Below are 25,092 nucleotides of genomic sequence, written 5' to 3' on the forward strand. Positions count from 1 at the left end.
ATTTAGCCTTTCTTGAGGGGCAGCACTTTAGCTGCTTCACTGCCGTGCGATACACGGGCACCAGTCACATAGTAGGCGTGCAGGTCGTGGGCAAAGCCGTTGACATGCAGCAGCAGCGATTTGTTGCCACGCACCAGCGCGTTGTAGCCGATCACGGCAGGAATGGCCACAGCCAAGCCTGCTGCAGTCATCACCAGTGCTTCACCGATGGGGCCTGCCACGGTGTCCATGGTGGCTTGGCCGCTGGAGCCAATGGCCAGCAGCGCATGGATGATCCCCCACACCGTACCAAACAAACCAACGAATGGAGCAATTGAGCCCACGGTGGCCAAAATGGATAAGCCAGATTGCAAGCGTGCTGTGAAACCATCAATGGTGTAACGCAGGTTGCGGGTTACCCAGTCGCTGATATCCAAGCTGTCGTGCAAATGTGCTTGCGTGTTGCGATGGTGGTTCACAGCGTCACGGCCTTCAAGTGTCAGCAGCAAGAATGGGTTATCGCCTTGGTTGCCCAGTTTTTTGATACCAGTGGCCAGGTCTTCGCTATGCCAGAAGTCTTTGGAGGGCTTGACCATGCCTTTGAGGCGAATCAGGCTGATGCCTTTGATGATGATGACGGCCCATGTGGCCACTGACATCAGCAATAGCAAAATAGCAACGGTGCGGCCTACGGCATCGGCTTGGTTCCAAGCACCTAACAATCCAAATCCGGGTTCCATGAAAACTCCTTAGCAGGGAAAAAGCAAATAAAAATGGGTTGGGAAAGAGGGGCAAAACCAATGTGTGCAGTCTGGTTTTGCACCGCTCATTTATCGAGGCAGTTTGAAGTTCACCGGCAGTACATACCAGTCTTCAATGGGGACACCGTTGCGCGTTGTGGGGCTGAAACGGCCATTACGTAGCACGCCTTCAACTGCAGCGCGATCAAGGCGCGTGGAACCGCTGGATTTGGCCACTTCCGCTTCTTTGGCACGCCCATCGGTGCCGATGAGCACCCGAACCCGCACGACGCCTTCTTCACGCAAGCGCAAGCTTTGCTGTGGGTAAACGATGCCATGGTTGGCAGTGGCCGCATTGCGACGTTCATCGCGCACGATCACGGGCTCCCCTTCAGACGATTGGGGGGCTCCGGCCTGCTGCTGCGCGCCTGTCAAATTGGCAGCCGCAGGCGCTGCGGCCGGCGGAGTTGGTGCCGGTGGTGCGGGCGTAGCTGGCGCTGGTGGCGCAGGCGGTGGTGGAGGCGGAGCCTCTACGACAGGCGTGCGCTCTGTTGGTGGTTTGGGCTTGACCACAGGTTTAGGCTGTGGTTTGGGCGGTTTAGGTGGCGGTGGCTTGGGGGCCGGTGGCGGTGGCTCTGGTGGAGGAGGGGGCGGAGGCACCGGAGGTGGGGGCTCAGGCGCAGGCGGTGCCGCAACAGGGGCTGCTGTTGGCGTGGGCGCTGGTGCAGCAATGAGCTGGGTCATGATGACGGCTGGCTCAATGATGTCCTTGGGCGGCGTAGAAATCATGGCTTTCTGGATGCCCCACAGCGCAGCTGTGTGCAACAGCAAAACGCCTCCGACGACAAAAACCTGATTTCTGGAGGAGGGAGGAGACTTGAGCGAGTACGTAGTCATGACACGGGCAAACCCGACGCGCCAAAGCGCATAAACACGGTTTGCGGCGGGAAAAACGAAAACAGATAAAGAAAGTGGCTTACTTGCGCAAAATCCACCAAACGGAGCCAAGTACGAGCATCAAGCTGGCTGCGAGCGAAACGAGGAGTTCCATACCAAAGGCCTTTCGGTTCGATTAGCAGGCTGATCCGTACAAGAGGCGTTGTCGATGGCGGCCACGGGTTGAGACGCGTGGCACTGCTCTACCAAACAGCGTGCAGTGCATTCACACTGTCCGCATTGGGTGGCAACTCCTAACTCAAACTGGATGTCATCAAAGCTCATGCCTGCGTGGGCGTGACGCGTGATTTCACGATCGGAGACTCGGCGACAAACACACACAATCATGGCTTTGCCTTTATGGCTGGCTTGTTGATACGGATCAGATTATAAATGCGAATTTTTCGCATTAGCAACAATTATCGTAATCCCTAGATGAAATAGGGGATCCGCGTGGGTTTGGGCTGTAGTGGCAGATTCAGGAACGCAGTTCTGCGCGCAGTTTTTGCAGGCCAGATCGCAAGCCTTCTTCAACGGTTGGATGGTAGAACGGGCAGGCCAGCATGTCTTCGACGGTTTGCTTTTGCTGAAGGGCCCAAGCCAGCAGGTGGCCTAGGTGTTCTGCAGCAGGGCCCAGCATTTCTGCTCCCAGAAAACGACCGGTCTTGTGTTCAGCATACAACGCTAAAGTCCCAGTATTTTGCCCATCCACACGGGCGCGACCTTGATTAGCAAATGGTTGAATGCTGCGGGCAAAGGCTGTACCTGCATCGGTCAGTGCGCGGTGGCTTTGCCCAACCATGGTGATTTGTGGATGGCTGAACACGATGCCAAGGGATGCGCGTAGCGGATAGGCTTGCACCTTTGGCCAGCTTGCAGCGTTGTGGCCTGCTGCGTATCCATCATCTGTTGCCTCATGCAGAAGTGGGCGTTGACCATGCACATCACCAGCCATGAAGATTGGGTGACCGGGGATTTGTCGTGTGAGAGGGTCTACTTGAGGCATACCACGCTGATCGATATCGACACCTGCGGCAGCTAGGTTCAATGCAGCAAGATTCGGACTGCGGCCTGTCGCCCAAAGGAGGTAGTCAAACGTGTCGGTGTGGTTTTCACTCTCACCAAGGGTGCTGTACTGAAGTTCAACGCCTTCAGTAGTCAGGCGCGCATGGTGTAGTTGGCTATTGAATGCGGTGGGCAATAAGGTTTGTGTGAGGGCTTGTGCTTGACTGAGGACTTCAGGATCAGTCAGCGGGCCGATTTTGCTGTTGCGGCTAAACAAGCGCACTCGCACGCCTAAGGCATGCAGGGCATGTGCCAATTCGAGGCCTATGACACCGCTTCCCATGACGGCTACAGACTGGGGCAAAGTGGTCCATGCGAAGATGTCGTCGTTGACGATCAGGCGATCACCCAGAGCGCGCTTGAGCTCGTCTGGGATAACTGGTGAGGAGCCGGTTGCAATGATGACGGTGCGGGCGTTCACTTGCGTATGCTCATTGATGCATAGCGTACCTGGTGCTGTGAAGCGTGCTTGGCCATGCAAGCGTGCTTCCTGCGGCCATGCGAGCACATCATCGATAGAAAACTGCGCAAAGCGGTCGCGCTCCTCACGCACACGCTGCATCACTTGCGCACCATCAATGGTGATGTTGTCTGTGTGGATTCCCAAAGAACCACTGTTGCGCGTAGCGCGCGCTGCATTGGCTGCGGCAATCAGTAGCTTGCTGGGCATGCAGCCTACGCGGGCGCAAGTGGTGCCATACGGGCCTGATTCGATGGTCACAATGCGGTCGGTGGTTTTTCGTGCGGCTTTATAGGCCACCATGCCGGCGCTGCCTACGCCAATGATGGCGATGTCGGTGTCGAGTGTTTTCATGCGTCGATTGCCTGTATAGCCAAGGGAAGTCAACAACGGCTAACCGTACCAGCAAAACCAGCCAGTGAGCCAGCATCCGCTCAGTGGCACGATATCCTGCAAGGTTATTTTGTGAGTGGAGCAAAGTGATGGCTTGGTGTCATGCAAAGAATGTTTTCATCCATTGGGCGATCAATTCGGGTTGGTCGTGTTGCAAGTTGTGGCCCGCATCATCGACTGTCTTGATGGTGTGCTGGCGTATTTGTGCAAGCCGCTGGTGGTATTGCTCTAGCGTGTACCTGCCGCCCCAAAAGCTAGTGAGGCTGCACTCGGTAGCTTCAATGGCCAGTACAGGGGCGGTGATTTCACGGTAGATGGCGAGTGCCTCATCTGTACGATAAACCGTGTGACTGGAAATTTTGTGCGCAGGGTCGACCAGAAGATGCCATTGGCCATCCAACGCTTGCTTGGCCCAAACGCCTGCGAGCCAGAGGGCTTTGTCTAATGACAGGCGGGGGTTGGTTTTCATGAGCCGCTGTGCGACAGCTTCGCGACTGGCATAGGGCTTGATGGTGATTTCACCGTTGCGTCGCTGTGCTGTTTCATTCAGCCAGGTACGCAGCTTTTTTGGTGCTTGCTCTGGCCTGCCATCGGGCAGACCAAACCCTTCTAGGTTGACCAGACGTCGAATCCGTTCAGGCCGAATCCCAGCATACAGCATGGCTACGTTGCCTCCCATACTGTGGCCTACCATGTCAACGGGGTGGCCATCGCCAGCATAGTGGTCAAGCAAAACCTCTAAATCTGCGAAATAATCGGCAAACCAGTAGGTGTCTACCGGGGACGGTGGTTGGGTAGCACCAAAACCTCTCCAATCTGGGGCGATGACCGCGCGTTCACCAACCCACGACTCGCCCAAGGCATCCACGATAAATTGGTATGAGGCACCTACATCAGCCCAGCCATGCAGCAAGACCAGAACCGGTGCAGATGCATTGGTGTTCTGACCCCAGCGGTGAACGTGGTAGGTCAATCCTCGAACGGGAATGGTTTCTGTGCGAGAGGCGATCAATGGCGTATACATAAATGGGGCATCAAGAAATTGGTTTTAGGGTGCTCATACTGGTCAATCCATGAACACGCGAAACGAAAGCAGACAATGAAAAAACGGACACTGGGCCAAAGCGATCTTCAGGTTAGCCCGATTTGCCTTGGCACCATGACATTTGGTGAGCAAGTGGCAGAGCCCCAGGCGCATGCCATTCTGGATCAGGCGCTGGAAGCTGGTGTGGACTTTTGGGACACGGCCGAGATGTATTCTGTACCGGCACGTCAGGAAACCTATGGCGCCACCGAGACAATTCTGGGGCGCTGGTTTGCTAAAAATCCACACAAGCGTGCAAAAGTGGTGCTGGCCAGCAAAGTGGCTGGACCTAGCCGCGGTATGCCGTGGATTCGTGAAGGCAAAGGGTTGACGGCGCAAGACATTGTCGCGTCGTGTGAGGCCAGCTTGCGCAGGCTGCAAACGGATGTCATTGACCTCTACCAGATCCATTGGCCTGAGCGCAATGTGCCAGCATTTGGTGCGATGTATTTCGACCCCGCGCAAGAGCGCACCCAAACGAGTATTTTGGAGCAGCTTGAAACACTTGATCGGTTGGTGCGTGAGGGCAAGATTCGGCACATTGGCTTATCGAATGAGACCCCATATGGCGTGCACGAGTTTGTACGCTTGGCTGAGCAGCACAATCTGGCACGGGTTGTCAGCATCCAAAACCCTTATGCGTTGACCAACCGTTGGTATGAGAACGCGCTGGATGAAACGTGCTTCCGTTTGAACGTGGGCTTGCTGGCGTATTCGCCACTGGCCTTTGGTGCATTGACGGGCAAGTACGATGACAGCGGCATTTTCAGCGCAGCCGCACCGCGCGGTCGCCTGAGCATCTACGAGTCCACACAAAAACAGCGCTGGGGGCGTGAATCCGCCTTGGCGGCGGCCAAACGGTACAACGCACTGGCGCGCGAGAACGGCCTCACACCAACGCAGTTGGCGTTGGCTTTTGTCTATCACAAATGGCAAGTAGCCAGCACCATCATTGGCGTGACCAGCCAGGCGCAATTGGAGGAGGATCTGGCCGCTTGGAATGTTGCGCTCAGCTCTCAAGTGTTAGAGGCCATCGACGAGATTCGTTTGGAACTACGCGATCCTGCTGTTTAAGCAGGATCTGCTGCGTATTAGGTTTTATTTGGCCTGTGTTGGCTCTTTGAGTAATGCGCGCACATCGTCTGCGATCGCCTGTGGGGCAGTGCCGTAAGGCAGATACAGGCGCATTCGGCTTTGTGTGTCGTAGACAAAACCGCCAGCGGTATGGTTCATCGTATAGCTGGACGGGGAAGGGCCTGCTACTTTTTCATAGGTCACACGAAAGCTTTGCGCCATGTTGTTGACTTGCTCTGCGTTGCCTATCAATGCAATCGCCTTGGGGTCAAAGCTTTCCAGGTAGGCGCGCATGACCTCAGGGGTATCGCGTTCTGGATCGACGGTGACAAAAATGGTTTGCAATTGGTCTGCTTGTTCGCCAAGCAGGTTTTTGACCTCGGCCATTTCCATCATGGTGGTCGGGCACACATCTGGGCATTGCGCGTAGCCAAAGAAAACATAAGTGACTTTGCCTTTGAAATCTGCCAGATTAGTGGTTCCGCCCGTGGCATTGGGCATGCTCCAATCCTGTCCAAATCCAGAGGCGCTAATGTCTACCCCGTTGAGCGCTGGTGCGGGTGGCTCGCTTTTACAGCCAGTCAGGGCAAGTGCCGCAGTGGCTGCGGCGATGCACAAGGCCGTGTGCAGACGGCGCGTAAAAGGCAAGCGAAATGAAAAAGTCGTCATGGTGTCCGTGATCTTGATGCTTCATGCTGGTGCTGATTTGTGGGCCAGCTGAACCTAGCTGAAAGAAGGGTGTGCAATGCCCTTGAAGGGCGACTGGCAGTGACCGCGAAGGGTTGGCGCATTCATTCTGCCGCAACCCCTCTGTGGTTTTTCAATACAGCAGTCAGTGCTGATGCGCCGTTGCAGTACTGTCCTTTTCGGCACTACTGTCTTCGTGGTGGTCATGCGCCGAGGAAGCTTCTTTGGGGTCTTCTACCCAGACTTCAACAGGGATCTCGCCAGCTTTCTCAAAAGTGATGGTGAGGGTGAATTTCTCACCTACTTTTAGCGGAGCAGCTAAATCCATCAACATGACGTGGAGCTTGTTGTTGTCGCCCATTTTCAATGTTTGGCCTGCGGGAATGCGTACATCGTCGACTTTGAACATGCGCATCACATCATTTTCCATTTTCATATCATGGATTTCGGTGTGTTTGGCCACATCGCTGCGTACGGAAAGGATACGGTCTTCCGCTGTGCCGGTATTTTTGACGCCAAAGTAAGCGGCAGAACTCAGTACGCCAGGACGTGACGGTTTGGCGTTCGGGTGAATGATTGTGAGGTCACCCACTTCAAAGCTGTGCGCGTGGGCGGAGAAGCTCAAGGCAGCGGCCAAGCAAAAGAGAACGGATTGGATCAATTTTTTCATGATCGAACATACTTTCAAATAAGAGATCGGAAGGCTTGCAACAGCGAGCGCAGCTTCTTGCCATCGTGTTGCAGCGATTAAGGCATACGCAGTGTCTGCTTGCTCATGCTTAGGGCATTGGCAGGCACCGTTGGATGGGATGCATGTCCTTTGCTTTTTGTGAAGGACTACTAAGGCGCCATTTTTAGGCGCGATCACGCATCCAATAGTCAGCAAAAGCGCTATCAGACAGTTGGCGGTGCCCGTGTCGGAGGGGTGAGCCGGTAGCCGTCCGTGCCTGCTATGGGGCTGATGTAAGGGACAGGTTTTTGGTAGGCCACATAGGCTTTGAGCAGCGGGTCAGGCAAACGCGTAGAGCCGTCATGCAAAGGCAAGACTTGCGTGGCGTGGTTAAAAGGGCAAGGTGCCATCCATGCAATGGATGATTCGTCACTTTTGGGAGTTTGCTGCGTTTTATGCAGGCCTAGGAAAGCTTCTATGCTGATTTGATCGGTATCAACCCATTCCATCCCGTTGGGCGTACAGACCAAAACCCGGTGCGTCGTTGGCTGCGCGGCATTGATGATGGCAGGGTGCAGCGCAGCCCACAGCACCGCCACTATCAGGGCGAATGCAATCAAGCGGCGCTGGGTTCGAGGGAGAAACATGCCAGAAGAACGCTGCAAATGAGGTCAAGCAACAAGGTGCAGTGAATGATGGTCTCGAATGAGACGAATGTGAGTTGGGCAGAGGAGTTCCCCAACGCATACACGGCTGCCAAGAGATTTAAAACAAACAATTAGAAGGCGTCCTCGCAACCAGTGTGTGGTTGCTTTCATGCGTTATCGCCGTCTAACAGGATGATTATGCCGTGGCTTCAATGGCCTTTCGAAATCTGCGTTAGTCGTCTCCAGCCATACCTGCTTGAGTAGGCTCGGCAGCCTATGGTTATCAAGCGCACATTGACTCTCAGGCTTGGCCCTTCAGCGGATATATCCGCTGGGTACAAATCGAACATGCGGCACATGTGCGAGATGCTAAAGACGGTCCTATGCCTTTCAATGACTGCCCACTTCAATCTGACTGCCGTGCATGTGACCATGCTCCAAGATTTGCGTGATCGACTCAATCCTAAATTTGTTTGGGTAACGTTTTGCGTTCATATAGGCTCCTATTAACTGAAATAGGAGGCTGAAAACTATCTACAACACGCTGCTCGATGCAAGATTAGTTGAGGCTGTTTAGAGCAGGCGTGCCTTCACGCTTTTTCCCTTGACCCGGCCGTTGTTGAGCTTGCTGACTGCTTGCGAAGCGATGTTGCGTGATACAGCCACGTAGGTTGAAAAATCATTCACATTGATTTTTCCGATTTGTTCTTTGCTGTAGCCGAAATCGCGCGTCATGGCACCCAGTACGTCGCCGGCACGTATTTTTTCTTTGCGACCACCAATAATCTGTATGGTGCGCATGGCGGGTATCAGGGGTGCATTTGAGCTTGGTGTTAATTCAGCCAATTGGTGCCATTCGGATTCGCGACCTTGCAGGACTTCAATCCGACCTACTGAACCCATTTCATCCATACTGGCTAGGTTCAAGGCAAGTCCTTCTGCATCGCCTCGGCCTGTCCGGCCAATGCGGTGAATATGAATCTCAGGATCGGGCGTAGTATCGACATTGATGACGGCTTCTAAGTTAGCAATATCCAGGCCACGAGCCGCCACATCGGTTGCGACCAATACGCTGCAACTGCGATTGGAAAATTGCACCAGCACTTCATCGCGCTCGCGCTGCTCGAGCTCCCCAAAAAGGGCAAGGGCGCTGATGCCTTGGGCCTGTAAAACGGCAACCACATCTCGGCATTGCTGCTTGGTATTGCAAAAGGCGATTGATGATTGCGGACGAAAGTGGGCCAGTAGTTGAGTGACCGTATGGAGCCGCTCAGACTCCTTGACCTCGTACCAGCGCTGCGCAATTTTGTGCGCGCTGTGTTGGGCGGCTACTTTCACGGTTTTTGGCTCTTGCATAAAACGCTGTGCAAGTTGGGCTATGCCGTCTGGATAGGTGGCAGAAAATAGTAGGGTTTGGCGTTTTCCTGGGCATTGGCTAGCGACCGTCACGATGTCGTTGTAAAAGCCCATGTCGAGCATGCGGTCAGCTTCGTCTAAAACGAGGGTGTTCAACGCAGTTAAATCAATGTTGCCGCGTTCCATCAAGTCCATGACGCGTCCGGGAGTGCCAACAATGATATGGGCGCCGTTCTCTAAACTGGCAATTTGGTTTCGGGCTGGCACGCCACCGTACACGGTAACGACTTTGATGTTTTCTTCTGCACGTGCAAGTCGGCGAATTTCTGTGGCTACTTGGTCTGCCAGTTCGCGTGTTGGGCAAAGAACCAAGGCTTGTACTGAAAACCAGCGGGGATTGAGCCGTGCCAAAAGGGCTAAACCAAAAGCGGCAGTTTTGCCGCTGCCTGTGCTGGCTTGTGCTATCACATCTTTGCCCTCCAGCGCCAGCGGCAGGCTAGCGGCTTGAATCGGCGTCATCTGGGTATAGCCAAGCTGCTGCAAATTCGCTTGCATGGCTGCTCCCAAGAGGAGTTGAGTGAAAGAGGCGGTGTCTGCCGCTTGCGGGGCATGGGGTTGTGATGCATTCATGCCGCGATTATCTTCTGCTTGCAGATTGCGTTTGTGGTCGCAGGGCTTGGCGATAATTCTTTATAGCGACATTCCTGCCCTGTTTGGTGCGCTCCGCGGACCTCTGAACGAGTGGGCAGTACATTCAACTGCGCAGGATATGGCTGTCGCGTACGCGGCGCGTAAAGCCTGTGCGGTCGAAATGTTCTAGCACTTGAATGGCACGCTTGCGGCCAAGTTCGGTGGCATCGCGAAAGTCTTTGGCGGCAATCGCTTGGTTGGGGGATTGTTTTGCCAATGACGTGGCGATGGACTGCAGCGCTGCAATGGCATCGGGGTGGTAGAACAGGTCTTTGACGACTTGGTAGAGCCGTCCTTGGCGAGTGAGTTTGCGCAGCAAGGCACGCACGGTTTCTTCAGCCAGTCCATGGTCTTTGGCCAAGTCGCGCACCCATGGTGGATCGAAATGTCCATCGTGCAGGTCGGGCAGCAGCATCTCGGCTATCTGCTCTTCGGCTGCACTCAATTGCACGCTGTGTCCAGGTGCGTGCAGCCATGCGGCAGTTTGCGCGATATGTCCTTGCTCCAGCAGGGTGGCCAGCAAGCCTTGCCATAGCGTGTCATGCTTGCTGTGGGTCAAGCCGGGTAAGCCCATGCGACGCAAGCGTGCCGCGTTGACGCCGGGTTCATCTGGGTTGCGTTCGTGAAACCGCAAGAGGGCTTCTTGTACTTGTGTTTGCAGTGTTTGCCAGTGCGATTGTGCAAGTAATGTAGGGTCAGGGTCTTGCGCGTTTTTGCCTAAAGCAACACTGCTTGAGGGCGTGGGCATGGCGTGCAGCGACCAACCGAGCAAGCGTGCCAATTGTTTGCGGCTGATGCCCCAAGGCGATTGGGCAATGAGGGCACTTGGGTCTTGGGTGCTGAGTGTGGTTTCTATGGCGTTTAAATAGGCCATGCGCTCGATGCTGCGACGTTTGCGTTCAGGGGCGTAAGGGTCGAGTACGGTGCCTCCCGCAATGGTGTGGGTGGCTTGGGCGTTGCGCACAATGAAGTGATCGCCCGCGGTGACGAACACATCACTATCGAGCACCAGTTGCGCGTACCCTTGCTCTGCCGCGGCAATGTGTTCTGCTTGCAGTGGTACGACATGGGCTATGTGGCGGCTGGTTCCTAAATGCAGGTGCACGGTTGCCCATTGTGTCAGCGTTGATGACTGGCTGGTGTGTGCATGCTCGCTGGCCTCGTTTGGTAGCATGCGGAGACGCACATCCAGGCGCCGTGTGGCTTGCAGCGCTATCGGGTCAGCAATCCAGTCTCCGCGTGATAGCGCGTCCTTTTCGATGCCTGCCAAGTTCAAGGCCACACGCTGACCTGCTGTACCAATAGCGCTGGTTTGGTTTTGTGCATGGATGCTGCGCACCCGCAGCTGCGCTCCAGAGCCGGAGTGCTGCACGTTGTCACCAACCTGGACGCTGCCTCCAAAGACGGTGCCGGTCACGACCGTGCCTTGTCCTGGCAATGTGAATGCGCGATCCACGGCCAATCGGAAGAGTCCTTGGTGGCTACGGGCAGGAAAAGTCTTGGCAACTTGCAACAGATGCTGGCGCAGTGCGGTCGTCCCTGTATCGGTCGCATCGGCCGCATTGGTTGCGAAAACAGAGGCGTTGGCCAGCGCAGTGCGTGCTAAGAGGGCTTGGATGTCTGCACGTACAGCGTCTAATTGCTGTGGGGTAACGCGGTCGGCTTTGGTCAGGGCCACAGTGCCTTGCTGCACGCCTAGCAAGTCGATGATGGCCAGGTGCTCGCGTGTTTGCGGCATCACACCGTCGTCTGCCGCGACGACCAGCAGCACGTGGTCAATGCCAACGGCTCCGGCCGCCATGGTGTGGATGAATTTCTCGTGTCCTGGTACGTCGATGAAGCCGAGAATGTCCGTACTGTCTGGCACAGGCGTGTAGGCATAGCCCAGTTCAATGGAGATGCCGCGTGCCTTCTCTTCTTTGAGGCGGTCGGTGTCAACGCCAGTGAGGGCGCGCACCAAGGTGGTTTTGCCATGGTCAATATGGCCAGCGGTGCCGATGATCATGCTGAGTGTCTTTCGTGGTGGTGACTCAGTATTGTGGTCAGAGCCGAGAGCTGCGCGATGAATGTGGCTTGATCGGTATGCTCAAGGCAACGTAAATCCAGCCACAAAGCATCGTCTTGCAGGCGACCGATGATCGGGCGCGCAAGGCTGCGCATGGCGGTCTCTAATTGCTGGAGCTGTCGCCCTGAGTGTTTGCGCTCGGTGGGGCGAATCATCAGCCCGTAGCTGGGCAGGCTTTCCACAGGCAACGCGCCGCTGCCTATTTGGCTGCTCATGGCTGCGGTGCTGACTTGGTACGCGCTGCCCAGTGTTGTTTGTAGGGCAGGTTGTAACTGATCGGCTTGCGCCTGCATCTCTTGTTCTGTGCGGGTAAACAGGCGCAGCGTGGTCAGTCGCGTGGCCAATTGTTCTGGGTGCAGGTAAAGGCGTAGTGTTGGCTCTAGCGCAGCTAAGGTGAGTTTGCCTACGCGCAACGCGCGTTTGAGTGGGTTTTTCTTGATTTGTGCAATCAGTGCTTTGCGGCCCACAATGATGCCCGCTTGTGGGCCGCCCAGCAGCTTGTCCCCGCTGAAGGTAACCAAGTCTGCGCCCGCCTCGATGGTTTCACGCACAGTGACTTCATGCGGTAGGTCCCACTGGCGCAAATCGACCAAGGTACCGCTGCCCAAGTCCACCATCATGGGCAATTGGTGGGCATGGGCAATTTGGGTTACCTCAGCGTCACTGACTGATTTGGTAAAGCCTGAGATGGCGTAGTTGCTGCAATGCACTTTCATCAGCAATGCTGTGGCATCGCTGATGGCGTTTTCATAATCGCGGGCGTGGGTGCGGTTGGTGGTGCCCACTTCCACCAAGGTGGCGCCAGCGCGTTGCATGATGTCTGGAATGCGGAAGGCGCCGCCAATCTCCACCAACTCCCCCCGTGAGACGATGGCCTCTCTACCTGCCGTCAAGGTGGATAGACACAACAATACTGCCGCTGCATTGTTGTTGACGATGGTTGCTGCTTCTGCGCCGGTGAGTTCGCAAATCAAATCTTCGACCAGATCATCACGGTCTCCACGCCCGCCTGTGGCCAGGTCGTATTCAAGATTGCTGGGGGTTGCCAGGGCTTGTGCTACTGCATCAATGGCCTCTTGTGGCAGTAATGCGCGGCCTAAGTTGGTGTGCAGCACCGTGCCCGTGAGGTTGAATACTGATTTGAGGCGTGGTGCAAAGCGTTGCGCAAGTGCTTGGCAGGCGGCGGCAATCAACGTCTCTGCGTTAGGCGTTGCTGCCGCATTCTTGCTGCCTAACCATTGGATGCGTGCTTCTGCCACCGCACTTCGAATGGCCTGTGTGGTCTGTGTTTTTCCATAAGCAGAAAGCAGCGTGGCGGTATGGGGGTGCTGCAACAGCTTGTCTACGGAGGGAAGATGAAAAGGGGCGTTCATGAAAGTACCAAGGCAAATCGAGACCTCAAGCATGAAGCGGGTGAGGCCATGTTCTGCGCCATGCTGTTGTGCGCGCAGAGTTCATGCAGAGGACTGTACCGCAGACGGTGGGGTGCTTCGTATTCAGCGTGATGGAGATGCAAGCCATACCTCAGCATATGGCAGACCAGCATGAAAAAACCGCACAGTCCAAAGGCGGATGTGTGCGGCTGTATGCAGGTGTTGCTTGCGCTTACCGCGCAACGCAGTGTGATGCGTTCACTTTAATCGACGCTGGCGCCGGATGTCTTCACCACTTGCGCCCACTTGGTGGTTTCGCTGGCCATGAAGGCGGCGAACTCTTGCGGTGTTTCGCTGTATGCAACGCTGCCTTGCTCTGCAAATTTCTTCACAATTTTCGGATCTTGAAGTCCTTTAACCAATGCTGCATGGAGCTTGTTCACGATAGGCTCAGGTGTGCCTGCAGTGACGTAGAGGCCAAACCAGGAGGTCGCTTCGTAACCTGGAATGCCCGCTTCTGCAATGGTGGGAACATCGGGCAACTCAGGAGAGCGCTCAGCAGTGGTGACAGCCAATGGAATGAGCTTGCCAGAACGCACGTGGGTGATCGCCGAAGGCATGTTGTCAAACATGATGGCCACTTGGTTGCCCAGCAAATCTGCAATCGCTGGTGCGCTGCCGCGGTAAGGAATATGCTGCATATCCACACCCGCCATTTGTTTGAATAGCTCACCCGAGAGGTGGATGGAGCTGCCATTGCCAGAGGATGCAAAGTTCACTACGCCAGGATTGGCTTTGGTGTATTCAATCAATTCGGCCACGGTTTTGAAAGGCTGCTGTGGATTGGCAACCAACAGGTTGGGTACCAACGCGACGCGACTCAAAGGCTGAAAATCCTTGACCGGATCGAATGGTAGTTTCTTGTACAGGCTGGCGTTGATGGCATGGGTGCCTACAGTACCCATGAAGAGGGTGTAGCCATCGGGTTTCGCACGAGCTGCCGCTTGCGCACCAATATTGCCGCCAGCGCCTACCTTGTTATCGATCACCACACTTTGTCCCAATTCTTCACCGAGGTATTGGCCAATGATGCGGGCGAGAATGTCTGTGGTGCCACCTGCAGAGAATGGCACAACCAAGGTGATAGGTTTGGTGGGGTAGTCTTGCGCTTGTGCGGTTTGTGGCAGCCATGCTGTGGCCATCAATGCAGATGCCAATGCGAAGCTGCGGATAAGTGCTGAGCGGCGGCGGATAAATGGTGTTTGTGTCATGGAAGCCTTTCTTGCCTCAATTGAAAGAGTGGACATGAATCTCAACCCGCGCGGCGCATCGGTGTGGCACAAGCGAGTGAAGCCGTGGGGGTCAAAGCTGAATCTGATGCGGTGTTGTTGTAGATGGGCTGCGGTGTGCAATCAACTGGGGGCCAAACCCAGCGTGGCACCACCACAGACGTATAAGGTTTGCCCGGTGACAAAGCCGCACTCGGGCGCCAGGAAAAAGGTCACGGCCTGGGCGACGTCATCAGGGGTGCCAATGCGGCCTACGACAACGCTTTCAAGAATTTTTTTGGTGGCAGGCGCATCTGCCGGATTGCTTTTCAAAAACAGCTCGGTGGCGATGGGCCCTGGTGCTATTGCATTGACGGTAATGCCATCTGCGCCCAATTCCATGGCCAGGGTGCGTGTCATGCCAATCAATCCAGCTTTGGTGGTGGCGTATACCAAGCGGTTGACTTTGCCCAAGGCTGCACGACTGGCCATGTTGACCACACGCCCGTGGCCGCAGGCCTTGAGTGTGGGCAAGAAGCTTTGAACCAGTTGCATGCTTGCGCGCAAGTGCAGCCCTACGACATGCTCCAGATCGTCCAGGCTGGCTGTTTCAATTGTCCCCGGGCGTGTGGCGCCTGCGTTGTTGACCAAGGCTGTGATGTCGAACGCTTGTTTGGCTTGTTCGGCCGCTGCTGCAGTTTGTTCAGCGCAAGTCAAATCCGCTTGCAGCGACAGCACTTGTGGGTGACTCCAGTTGGGCAATGCATAGTCGATATTGACGACCTGCTTGCCTTGCGCAATGAGGCGTTCAGCAATGGCTTTGCCAATTCCCGCGCTGGCCCCGGTGATGACTGTGGCTTGTAGTTTGGTCATGGTTATACGCGCTCCAACAACATGGCAATGCCTTGGCCCACGCCAATGCACATGGTGCAGATGGCATAACGGCCGCCGCTTCGGTGCAGTTGATTGACCGCTGTGGTGGCCAAGCGGGCACCGCTGGCGCCAAGCGGGTGACCTAGCGCAATCGCGCCGCCATACGGGTTTACACGCGGATCGTTGTCGGCAATGCCCAGTTCTCGCAGCACAGCCAGACCTTGCGCAGCAAAGGCTTCGTTGAGTTCAATCAAATCAATTTGTGCCAGCGACAAGCCGGTTTGTGCCAGCAGTTTCTGCACTGCCGGAGCTGGGCCGATCCCCATGACGCGGGGTGCCACACCGGCCGTGGCAGTAGCCACTATGCGTGCTTTGGGAGTCAGCCCATGCTGTTGGGCCGCAGCTTCGCTGGCGACTAAGAGGGCGCAGGCACCGTCATTGACGCCACTGGCATTGCCTGCGGTGACGGTGCCGTCTGGGCGAACTACGCCTTTGAGCTTGCTCAATGCCTCTAGTGGAGAAAGGCGCAGGTGCTCATCTTGTGAAAAGATGAGCGGGTCGCCCTTTTTCTGCGGCAATTGCACTGGCACGATTTCAGCATCAAACAGGCCTTGCGCTTGTGCTTGCGAGGCCTTCTCTTGGCTGCGCAGCGCGAACAAGTCCTGATCGGCGCGGTTGATGCCGTAATCTGTGGCAACGTTTTCAGCCGTTTCAGGCATCGAGTCCACACCGTACTGGGTCTTCATTAATTTGTTGATGAAGCGCCATCCAATGGTCGTGTCGTACACCGCATTGTTGCGGCTAAATGCGCCTTCTGCTTTGGGCATCACAAACGGTGCGCGGCTCATGCTCTCCACGCCGCCGGCAATCATCAGGGCAGCTTCGCCCGATTTGATGGCACGTGCGGCAGTGCCCAAAGCATCTAAGCCTGAACCGCAGAGCCGGTTGAGCGTGCCACCAGGCACACTGTCTGGCAATCCGGCCAGCAACACGGCCATCCGTGCCACGTTGCGATTGTCTTCCCCAGCCTGGTTGGCGCAGCCCAGTAGAACGTCGTCAATGGCCGCTGGATTGAGGTTGGGGTTGCGTTCGAGCAATGCCTTGAGGGGCAAAGCCGCCAGATCATCGGGGCGAACGCTGGCCAAGCTGCCACCGTACTTGCCAAAAGGGGTGCGAATGGCATCGCAGATAAAGGCATCAATTGTCATAAGGGATGCTCCAAAAAAATAGGGTGTTGCGTGTCATGCGCACAGGTGCGTGGCAGGTTGTGGAGGGCCTTTTAAGGCTGGGATGTCTTGTCAGGCCGTCTGTTCAGCAGGCGCTGTCGCATCAATAGGAAGGCCTACCAATGTCTCCAGCTCTGCATGGGCTAAGCCAGGCACTGCGTCAATCAGCCGCAAGCCTGTTGCTGTGCAGGCAAACGTCGCCAAGTCGGTATAAATGCGTTTGACGCAGGCAATGCCCGTGAGCGGGTAGCTGCATTGCTGCACGATTTTGCTTTGCCCGGTTTTGGTCAGCAAATCCATCATCACCCAGGTTTGCTTGGCACCAATGGCCAAATCCATCGCGCCACCCACGGCAGGAATCGCGTCTGGGGCACCGGTACTCCAGTTCGCCAAATCGCCGTTGGCAGAGACCTGGAAGGCCCCCAGTACGCAGATGTCTAAATGGCCGCCGCGCATCATCGCAAAGCTGTCGGCATGGTGAAAGTACGCGCCGCCTGGCAGCAGAGTTACAGGTTGTTTGCCGGCGTTGATCAGGTCGAAATCTTCCTCGCCAGCGGCAGGGGCCGGGCCCATGCCCAGAATGCCATTTTCACTTTGCAGGATCACTTCCAGACCGGCTGGAATGTGGTTGGCCACTTGCGTGGGCATGCCAATTCCCAGATTCACGTAGGCACCGTCATGGATGTCTTGCGCGACACGGCGCGCCAGTTCGTCTTTGCTGCGACGTTGGTAGTTTGTGCTCATTGGATTTCTCTTGAATCAAGCGGCCTTGTAGCCAGCGCCTTGGGTCACGGTGCGTGCAATCGGCACGACGTGGCTGACGTAAATGCCGGGGGTGATGACGGTCTCGGGGTTCATCTGGCCTAGCTCCAGCACTTCGTGCACGGTGGCAATCGTTGTTTTGGCTGCGGTGGCCATCACCGGACCAAAGTTGCGTGCGGACATGCGGTAGTTCAGGTTGCCCCAGCGGTCGCCTTGCTCGGCCTTGATCAGGGCCACATCGCCATAAATCGGGTACTCCAGCACGTAGTGGCGGCCATTGATCTCGCGGGTTTCCTTGCCTTTGGCCAGCTCAGTGCCGTATGCCGTCGGACAGAAAAACGCACCAATGCCAGCACCTGCAGCGCGAATGCGCTCGGCCAGATTGCCTTGGGGCACTAGCTCCAGTTCCAACTTGCCACTACGGTACAACGCATCAAACACATACGAGTCAACCTGGCGAGGGAAGCTGCAAATGACTTTGCGCACCTGGCCCGCTTTGAGCAGAGCAGCCAAGCCTGTGTCGCCATTGCCAGCATTGTTGTTGACCACGGTCAAATCACGTGCGCCATGGTCGATCAAACCATCAATCAGTTCATTGGGGATGCCTGCTGTGCCAAAGCCACCGATGAGCACGGTGGCGCCATCTTGTATGTTAGCCAGTGCTTCTCTGACGGTTGGAGTGATCTTGTTGATCATGTATGTACCTTGCAAAAACCAAAATAAGTTCGCATAAAGAACAAATGTTCGCTAAAAGAATTTTATCCTTTTTATAATCTGAGCGAATGCACACAGAACCAACGATTTCTAAGGATTTACCCCAGCCCGGCGACAGCTACGTGCAATCGTTTGCACGGGGTTTAGCAGTGATTCGCTCCTTCAATGCGCAGCATGCGGAGCAAACCTTGAGTGAGGTAGCACTGCATGCAGGACTCACACGCGCTGGCGCGCGCCGCATCTTGCTGACGCTGCAGGCTTTGGGATATGTGGCCTCGGATGGCAAGTACTTTCGCTTAACCGCACGTATCCTTGATCTGGGATTTGCCTACTTGTCATCCATGCCCATGTGGGATTTGGCCGAGCCCTTTATGAGTGACTTCGTCAAGCAGGTGCAGGAGTCCAGCTCGGTGGCGGTGCTCGATGGCACCGATGCGGTGTACGTGCTGCGGGTGCCAACGCAGAAAATCATGCGCATTTCATTGGGGGTTGGTTCGCGCTTGCCTGCCTATTGCACATCGCTAGGCCGCGTTTTGCTGGCCGGGTTGGAGCCGCATGAGGTGCGTTCAGTGCTGCAGCAGTCAGAGATCCGAGCAACTACGCGCAATACGCTCACCGATATTGCGCGTATCGAGAGCTGCATTGCACTGGTGAGAGAACAAGGCTGGTGTTTGGTGGATCAGGAGTTGGAAGAAGGCCTGATCTCAATGGCCGCGCCTATTCGGGATAAATCGGGAAAAGTAGTCGCGGCCATCAACGTCAGTGGGCAGGCCAATCGCACGAATGCGCAGGAAATGCGCGAGAGAATGCTTCAACCACTGCTGCAAGTGGCGCAATCTATTTCCAAGATGGTAATCAGTACGCGCTGAAGTTAACTCAGCGCACAGTGCTGAGGCAGTGTCAGGGCTTATACAGCCAGCGGCTTCTCGATCAGCAATAACGGATTGTCGCTGGCGCGGACGAAGTCGGTCTCACCCATGAGCAAGTCCAGCATCAGGGTGGCCAAATCATCGGCTAAGGGTTCAGCGTAAGGGCTCTTTTCTTGGTTAACGAGTTTGCGATAGGTGTGGCATTCATCGCAGGTTTCTGCAAGAACGACTTGGTCTTTGACTTCTTTGCCTTGACTGTCGGTTTTTCCCTCTTGCCCTTGGATTCCTTGGTAGCTAATGCCTTTGGTCGATTCGCAGTGGCTGCATTTGACGCGCACCATGTGCCATTCGCTACAGCACAGGCTGCAATGCAGGTAGCGGTGGCCTGCTACGCGTGCACCAATACGCAATACGCTGGCAACGGGTGCGCTGCCGCAAATAGGGCAAATGGCGGCAGGTTCTGCATAGGGTACGGCTTGCTCAGGTATGTGCGCTGCAATATGGGCAAACTGCACTTGCAGGCTGGCCATCACGATGGGGGCAGTGGCTAATTCATCGCGACCCACATTGTCAGCCAGCACTTGCTTGGCCAATGCAATTAAAGCTTCGTCATTCTTAGCATGCAGTTGCTGCAGGGCAGGGATCAGGCTTGGTGGAAGCGCGCTGGGCTTTTCTGCGGTGGATTGCTGATGTGTGGCGATCAGTGTATCCACCAAACGGCGCAGCGTTTGAGGCCAGGTTGAGGGCAGCGCTTCGGCTTTAGAGAGCAGTGGCATGCCGTTGGCATTGGCTTGCTCGATGGAGGTTTTTGATAGAGGCTTTGGTGTGGGCAGGTCTTTGCACACCTGTTGTTGTGCGAGTACCAATTGCGCGGTAAAGCGCAAATAGTCAGCAATCGGATTGCCTTCTGCCAGTTGCAATAAGCGTGCTGCACGATCTTGAAACAACATGGCTGGTTGCGGCAGGATGATGCGGGGAAAACTGATGCCGTCGAGTGCTTCGATTTCACCGGGTTGAAGAATGCGTTGCATGGCGGTGTAGACAATCGTGAGTGGAAGAGACTAAAACACAACGCCGGGTGTATGCCCGGCGTTGTGGAGGATGCGCGTCGGCCTTGGATTGGCTCATTGTCGCACCATCGTAAAGCGATGGCATCTACAAAGAACCTGCAAGAGCCTTGGCTGCCAACGAGGTGCCGTGTATTCAAGTGGGCGAGCGTTTGGCTGCAGCCTGTTGAGTAGCCGCAACTGGGCTTTGTTGGGCTTGGTGCTCTTGTGCGAGTTGTTCTTCTCGCTCGACCACTTCGTCATACCACAGGCGGTGATTGCGGCGGGCCCAAGCGTAGCTGACTGTGCCGCGAGTCATGGCTTTGATGGATCCCTTGACCCAGATCGCTGCATAGATATGCACGATGATGGAGGTGATCAAACCAAAGCCAAATAAGGCGTGCAGTAAGGATGCCCAGCGTCGCACATCAATGGGGAAGTAGGCACTGAAGTATTGTTTCCACATGATGACTCCTGTGACCAGCAACCCGATCATGCTGATGAGCAACACCCAGAACAAGATTTTTTGGCCCGCGTTGTATTTGCCGATCGGCGGCAGGTTTTCTTCGCGGTTGTTGAGCATGTCCATGGGCTGCTTCATCCACTGGATGTCTGCTTTGTCCAGAAAATTGTGGTGCCAGAAACGGATCACCAAACCGCTGAACGAAACGAACATCACCAAGCCGATGAACGGATGCAGAATTCGCGTCCATGGTCCACCACCGAGAACGGCGGTAAGGAAGAACATGGAGGGATGAAACAGCGCCAAACCAGACAACGCGAGCAACACGAAACTGATTGCGGTAATCCAATGGTTCGTGCGTTCGTTGGGGGTGTAACGCTGAATTGCTGGTTTACCTTGCGAGTCGGTGGCAAAGTCTGTGGGAGTGGGGCGGTGTGCTTTACTCATGGTGTGCCTCCTCCTTGGCAGGCTCTGCCTTGCCATGCGCAGCATGGTGCTCGTGCGGGTCTTTTACGCCAGCAGCATTGCGCCGTGCCAGTGCCTCAGCAGTGGTTTCGTCTTCATCCTTGTGGCTTGGTTCGTTTGGGCCAACACGGGTGTAGTGGAAAAAACCGCCAATAGCTGCCAGTGCCATACCTGCCAATGCCAGTGGTTTGGCCACACCTTTCCAAACGGCCACCATTGGGCTGATTTTGGGCTTGTCAGGTAGACCGTGGTAGAGCGATGGTTTGTCTGCATGGTGCAGCACGTACATGACGTGCGTGCCGCCTACACCAGCCGGGTTGTAGAGGCCAGCATGTTCAAAACCCCGTTCTTTCAAGTCTTCAATGCGTGTTTCGGCCTGATCAATCATGGACTTCTTGGTGCCAAACATGATGGCGCCAGTCGGGCAAGTTTTGACACAGGCTGGCTCTTGCCCGACTGATACGCGGTCAGAGCAGAGTGTGCATTTATAGGCTTTGTTGTCCTTCTTGGAGATGCGGGGTACGTTGAAGGGACAGCCCGTGACGCAGTAACCGCAGCCAATGCAGTTTTCCTCGTGGAAATCCACAATACCGTTGGTGTACTGAATGATGGCGCCGGGCGAGGGGCAAGCTTTGAGGCAGCCTGGATCTTCGCAGTGCATGCAGCCATCTTTGCGGATTAGCCATTCAAGGTTGTCGGTTTCCGGGTTTTCATACTCGGAAAAGCGCATCACCGTCCACGAATTTTCGGTCAAGTCCATGGGGTTGTCGTAGACCCCATGGTTGACGCCTACGTCGTCACGCAGGTCATTCCACTCCATGCAGGCAGTTTGGCAAGCCTTGCAGCCAATGCATTTGGAGACGTCGATGAGTTTGGCCACTTCACCCGAGCGCGGTTCGCGCGCTTGCGGTGAAGGGGTTGTGGTGGCGGAGCGCCGTTTGATATCAAGAGATTGCAATGCCATAGGTCACTCCTTAAACCTTTTCAACCTTGACCAAGAAGCTCTTGGATTCAGGCGTGAAGGAGTTTCCGTCCCCCACGTACGGTGTCAGGATGTTGGCCAGGAAGCCCGGCTTGGTCACCCCTTTGAAACCCCAGTGGATGGGCACACCCACATGGTGGATGGTTTTGCCATCAATTTGCATGGGCTTGATGCGTTTGGTCACCACTGCGGCAGCTTTGATATAGCCGCGTTTGGAACTGACCTTGACATGGTCGCCTGCCTTGATGCCCAACTCATTGGCCAGCGCTTCGCCAATCTCAACGATTTGCTCGGGCTGGATGATGGAGTTCAGTAACGCATGCTTAGTCCAGTAGTGGAAGTGTTCCGTCAGACGGTAGGTTGTTCCAACGTGTGGGAATTCATCAGGCGTGCCGAATGTTTCCCACGTTCCTTTGAAGACCCGTGCTGCTGGCGAGCTGGTGGCCTTAGGATTGTCGCGGTACATCGGGTTGTAGCCCAGTGGAGTGTCGAACGGTTCGTAATGCGTAGGAAAGGGCCCTTCGGCTAAGCCTTTGCGCGAGAAGAAACGAGCAACACCTTCGGGATTCATGATGAACGGACCAGCGCCCACTTCCGGTGCGGAGGTGATAGCAAAGTCAGGCACATCGGGGCCTACCCAGGCAGAGCCATTCCATTCCACCAAGGTACGGTGGCGGTTGAAGGGCTGACCTTGTACATCGGCAGAAGCGCGGTTGTACAAGATGCGGCGGTTCAGCGGCCAAGCCCAAGCCCAATTCAGCGTGTTACCAATGCCGGTAGGGTCGGAGTTGTCGCGCCGCGCCATCATGTTGCCCGCTTCTGTCCAAGAGCCACCATATATCCAGCAGCCTGAAGCCGTGCTTCCATCGTCCCGTAACTCCGCAAAACTGGAGATTTGTTGGCCTGCTTTGCGCAGCACTTTGGTCGGATCTTTTGGATCCACCAAATCTATCAAGGCCTTGCCGTTGAGCTCTTTGGCCACTTCGTGTGGATGAGGTTCGTGCTCTTGGGCATACGGCCAGTCCACACTCAAGATGGCATCAGGATAGGCACCGCCTTCTTCTTGGTAGAGCTTGCGAATGCGCAGGAACAGCTCTGACATGATGTGGATGTCGTTGCGTGCTAGGCCAGGCGGCTCAGCTGCTTTCCAGTGCCATTGCAGCACGCGGCTTGAGCTGACTACCTCTCCCTCATCTTCTGCAAAGCAGGTGGTTGGCAGGCGGAATACTTCAGTCTGGATCGATGCAGTATCTACATCGTTGTACTCGCCAAAATTTTTCCAGAATTCCGACGTCTCTGTCGCTAGCGGATCCATCACGACCAAGAACTTCAGCTTTGATAGCCCTGAACGTACGCGATGACTACTGGCTAGCGCCGCAATCGGGTTAAAGCCCTGCGCCAGGTAGCCATTGACTTTGCCCTGATTCATCAACTCGAAAATTTGCAGCATGTCGTACTGCTTGTCGAGTTTAGGTAGGTAGTCGTAACCCCAGTTGTTTTCGGCAGTGGCATTCTTGCCATACCAAGCTTTCATCAGGCTGACATGGAATTTCGGGTAGTTCTGCCAGTAGCTGATTTGTCCTTGGCGCAACGGTTTTTGCGTGCGTGAGCCAATGTATTGCTGGTAGTCCTGTTCTTGCTCAAATGGCATAGACAGGTAGCCTGGCAAACTGGCAGAGAGCAGGCCTAGATCGGTCAAACCCTGAATGTTAGAGTGACCGCGCAGCGCGTTCATGCCTCCGCCAGCAATACCAATGTTGCCGCATAGCAATTGCACCATCGCCCCTGTGCGCAGAATTTGCGCACCAATGGAGTGTTGCGTCCATCCCAATGCATACAGAATAGTCGCTGCGCGGCCTGCTACGGCGGTGCTGGCAAATTTCTCGGCCACATGCAGGAATTTGGCGGCAGGCGTTCCGCATACGCGCTCTACCATTTCTGGTGTGCAGTTGGCGTAATGCTGCTTCATTAACTGGTAAACGCAGCGCGGGTGTTGCAGCGTGGGGTCGGTTTTTACAAACCCGTCTTCGCCTAACTCGTAATCCCACGATTTTTTATCGTAGCTGCGTGTTTCCTCGTTATAGCCCGAGAAAATACCATCCACAAACTCAAAGTCATCGCGCACGATGAACGTGAAGTCGGTGTAATTTTTCACATACTCGTGATGGATCTTGTCGTTAGCCAGCAGGTAATTGATGATCCCGCCAAGGAAAACAATATCCGATCCCGTACGGATAGGCGCGTAAAAATCCGCGACTGAGGCCGAGCGGTTAAAACGAGGATCGACCACCATGAAGTGCGCTTTGTTATGCGCCTTCGCTTCGGTAACCCATTTAAACCCACAAGGGTGTGCTTCAGCGGCATTGCCGCCCATGATCAGGATAACGTCCGCATTCTTGATATCTACCCAGTGGTTCGTCATCGCTCCACGGCCAAACGTCGGGGCAAGACCTGCCACCGTCGGGCCGTGTCAGACACGGGCTTGGTTATCGAATGCGAGAAGGCCCCAGTTGCGGGCTACTTTATGTGTGATGTATCCGGCTTCGCTGGTGGCTGCAGAAGCGGCCAACATACCAGTCGTGGTCCAGCGGTTGACGGTTTGGCCTTTGTCGTTTTTTTCAACGAAGTTGGCATCCCTGTCATCCTTCATTTTGCGGGCAATGCGGTCTAGCGCTTCGTCCCACGAAATGTCGCTCCACTCGGTTGCGCCTGGCGCACGGTATTGTGGTTTGAGCAGGCGGTTGGGGCTGTTGATGATGTCCAGCAGCGAAGCGCCTTTGGGGCAGAGCGTACCGCGGTTGACCGGATGGTCTGGGTCGCCTTCGACGTGGATGACGGATAGCTTGGCATTTTTGCCGCCGTCGCCAAGCGAGTACATCAAAATGCCGCAGCCGACTGAGCAGTATGTACAGGTCTGACGGGTTACTGTGGTCGCGGCAAGCTTGTATTGCCGAACCTCAGCCAGTGCGACTGCGGGCGAAAAGCCCATTACAGCCAAACTGGATCCCGCCAGAGCCGAACCAGTCACTTTCATGAACTGGCGTCTGGAGAGTTGCACCATGGGGTAATCCTTTCTAGTGAAGGATGCGAAATCAAGAATTAGAACGTGCAGATTGTAATGTGAACGCTGCAATTAGGCTTAGGCACAGCTAGAACTCGCAGGCTTGTGAGGTGTACAGTTCTGTTTGTTATGCTGCTTGCTGCG

22 protein-coding genes are annotated in these 25,092 nt (G+C 55.4%); 2 read left to right on the plus strand and 20 right to left on the minus strand.

Annotated features, from left to right (window positions below; genetic code table 11):
• Positions 1–2 precede the first annotated feature (2 nt).
• From E9531_RS03795 to E9531_RS03815, 5 genes are all read right to left on the minus strand, one after another.
• A complete protein-coding gene (locus E9531_RS03795) occupies positions 3–719 on the minus strand; it encodes a MotA/TolQ/ExbB proton channel family protein (protein WP_136572415.1) in 717 nt (238 codons plus the stop codon).
• Positions 720–809: 90 nt separating this feature from the next.
• The gene (locus E9531_RS03800) at positions 810–1,616 is read right to left on the minus strand and encodes an energy transducer TonB (RefSeq protein ID WP_136572416.1); all 807 of its coding nucleotides are present in this window, start codon (positions 1,614–1,616) and stop codon (positions 810–812) included.
• A gap of 120 nt (positions 1,617–1,736) precedes the next feature.
• Complete coding sequence (locus E9531_RS03805) at positions 1,737–2,003, minus strand: (2Fe-2S)-binding protein (RefSeq protein WP_136572417.1); 267 nt, start codon at positions 2,001–2,003, stop codon at positions 1,737–1,739.
• A 130-nt stretch (positions 2,004–2,133) separates the two neighbouring features.
• Positions 2,134–3,534, minus strand: coding sequence for a dihydrolipoyl dehydrogenase (locus E9531_RS03810; RefSeq protein WP_136572418.1), 1,401 nt, complete (start codon positions 3,532–3,534; stop codon positions 2,134–2,136).
• A 139-nt stretch (positions 3,535–3,673) separates the two neighbouring features.
• Positions 3,674–4,597, minus strand: coding sequence for an alpha/beta fold hydrolase (locus tag E9531_RS03815; protein ID WP_136572419.1), 924 nt, complete (start codon positions 4,595–4,597; stop codon positions 3,674–3,676).
• Positions 4,598–4,672: 75 nt separating this feature from the next.
• On the opposite strand from E9531_RS03815, the gene E9531_RS03820 reads away from it, so the two are divergent.
• Complete coding sequence (locus E9531_RS03820; RefSeq protein ID WP_136572420.1) at positions 4,673–5,731, plus strand: aldo/keto reductase; 1,059 nt, start codon at positions 4,673–4,675, stop codon at positions 5,729–5,731.
• A 24-nt stretch (positions 5,732–5,755) separates the two neighbouring features.
• Here E9531_RS03820 and E9531_RS03825 read toward each other — a convergent pair whose 3' ends face one another.
• The 11 genes from E9531_RS03825 to E9531_RS03875 form a co-directional block, all read right to left on the minus strand.
• Entirely contained in the window at positions 5,756–6,400 is a 645-nt protein-coding gene (locus tag E9531_RS03825) for an SCO family protein (RefSeq protein ID WP_136572421.1), read from the minus strand.
• 163 nt (positions 6,401–6,563) lie between these two features.
• Positions 6,564–7,088: a copper chaperone PCu(A)C gene (locus E9531_RS03830; RefSeq protein ID WP_136572422.1), complete on the minus strand. Its 525-nt coding sequence runs from the start codon at positions 7,086–7,088 to the stop codon at positions 6,564–6,566.
• Positions 7,089–7,312: 224 nt separating this feature from the next.
• Complete coding sequence (locus E9531_RS03835) at positions 7,313–7,735, minus strand: hypothetical protein (RefSeq protein ID WP_136572423.1); 423 nt, start codon at positions 7,733–7,735, stop codon at positions 7,313–7,315.
• Positions 7,736–8,308: 573 nt separating this feature from the next.
• Positions 8,309–9,721, minus strand: a complete 1,413-nt coding sequence (gene dbpA / locus E9531_RS03840; RefSeq protein WP_136572424.1) for an ATP-dependent RNA helicase DbpA — start codon at positions 9,719–9,721, stop codon at positions 8,309–8,311.
• Positions 9,722–9,845: 124 nt separating this feature from the next.
• Positions 9,846–11,786: a selenocysteine-specific translation elongation factor gene (gene selB / locus E9531_RS03845; protein ID WP_136572425.1), complete on the minus strand. Its 1,941-nt coding sequence runs from the start codon at positions 11,784–11,786 to the stop codon at positions 9,846–9,848.
• Positions 11,783–13,219 carry an L-seryl-tRNA(Sec) selenium transferase gene (gene selA, locus E9531_RS03850; protein WP_136572426.1) on the minus strand — a complete coding sequence of 479 codons (1,437 nt, stop codon included), beginning with the start codon at positions 13,217–13,219 and terminating at the stop codon, positions 11,783–11,785. The genes selB and selA overlap by 4 nt, the downstream gene beginning before the upstream one ends.
• A gap of 263 nt (positions 13,220–13,482) precedes the next feature.
• Positions 13,483–14,490, minus strand: coding sequence for a Bug family tripartite tricarboxylate transporter substrate binding protein (locus E9531_RS03855; RefSeq protein WP_136572427.1), 1,008 nt, complete (start codon positions 14,488–14,490; stop codon positions 13,483–13,485).
• Between the two features lie 141 nt (positions 14,491–14,631).
• Positions 14,632–15,360, minus strand: a complete 729-nt coding sequence (locus E9531_RS03860) for an SDR family NAD(P)-dependent oxidoreductase (RefSeq protein WP_136572428.1) — start codon at positions 15,358–15,360, stop codon at positions 14,632–14,634.
• A gap of 2 nt (positions 15,361–15,362) precedes the next feature.
• Positions 15,363–16,568 (minus strand): 3-oxoadipyl-CoA thiolase, encoded by a 1,206-nt coding sequence (gene pcaF / locus E9531_RS03865; RefSeq protein WP_136572429.1) that lies wholly within the window; start codon positions 16,566–16,568, stop codon positions 15,363–15,365.
• A 90-nt stretch (positions 16,569–16,658) separates the two neighbouring features.
• The gene (locus tag E9531_RS03870; RefSeq protein WP_136572430.1) at positions 16,659–17,330 is read right to left on the minus strand and encodes a 3-oxoacid CoA-transferase subunit B; all 672 of its coding nucleotides are present in this window, start codon (positions 17,328–17,330) and stop codon (positions 16,659–16,661) included.
• A gap of 15 nt (positions 17,331–17,345) precedes the next feature.
• Positions 17,346–18,044 (minus strand): 3-oxoacid CoA-transferase subunit A, encoded by a 699-nt coding sequence (locus E9531_RS03875; RefSeq protein WP_136572431.1) that lies wholly within the window; start codon positions 18,042–18,044, stop codon positions 17,346–17,348.
• 86 nt (positions 18,045–18,130) lie between these two features.
• Here E9531_RS03875 and E9531_RS03880 point away from each other — a divergent pair, with 86 nt between their 5' ends.
• A complete protein-coding gene (locus tag E9531_RS03880; protein WP_136572432.1) occupies positions 18,131–18,931 on the plus strand; it encodes an IclR family transcriptional regulator domain-containing protein in 801 nt (266 codons plus the stop codon).
• A 38-nt stretch (positions 18,932–18,969) separates the two neighbouring features.
• Here the strand turns inward: E9531_RS03880 and fdhE are convergent, their stop codons facing one another.
• The 4 genes from fdhE to fdnG form a co-directional block, all read right to left on the minus strand.
• Positions 18,970–19,962, minus strand: a complete 993-nt coding sequence (fdhE, locus tag E9531_RS03885) for a formate dehydrogenase accessory protein FdhE (RefSeq protein WP_136572433.1) — start codon at positions 19,960–19,962, stop codon at positions 18,970–18,972.
• A gap of 172 nt (positions 19,963–20,134) precedes the next feature.
• Positions 20,135–20,887, minus strand: a complete 753-nt coding sequence (locus tag E9531_RS03890; protein WP_136572434.1) for a formate dehydrogenase subunit gamma — start codon at positions 20,885–20,887, stop codon at positions 20,135–20,137.
• Positions 20,880–21,869: a formate dehydrogenase subunit beta gene (fdxH, locus tag E9531_RS03895; protein WP_136572435.1), complete on the minus strand. Its 990-nt coding sequence runs from the start codon at positions 21,867–21,869 to the stop codon at positions 20,880–20,882. Before fdxH ends, E9531_RS03890 begins: the two co-directional genes overlap by 8 nt.
• 10 nt (positions 21,870–21,879) lie before the next feature.
• On the minus strand, positions 21,880–24,948 hold the full coding sequence (gene fdnG / locus E9531_RS03900; RefSeq protein WP_136572436.1) for a formate dehydrogenase-N subunit alpha: 3,069 nt from the start codon (positions 24,946–24,948) through the stop codon (positions 21,880–21,882).
• Positions 24,949–25,092 lie beyond the last annotated feature (144 nt).

The organism is Lampropedia puyangensis, from assembly GCF_004833285.1.
In the GTDB taxonomy this organism is placed as follows: Bacteria; Pseudomonadota; Gammaproteobacteria; order Burkholderiales; family Burkholderiaceae_C; genus Lampropedia; species Lampropedia puyangensis.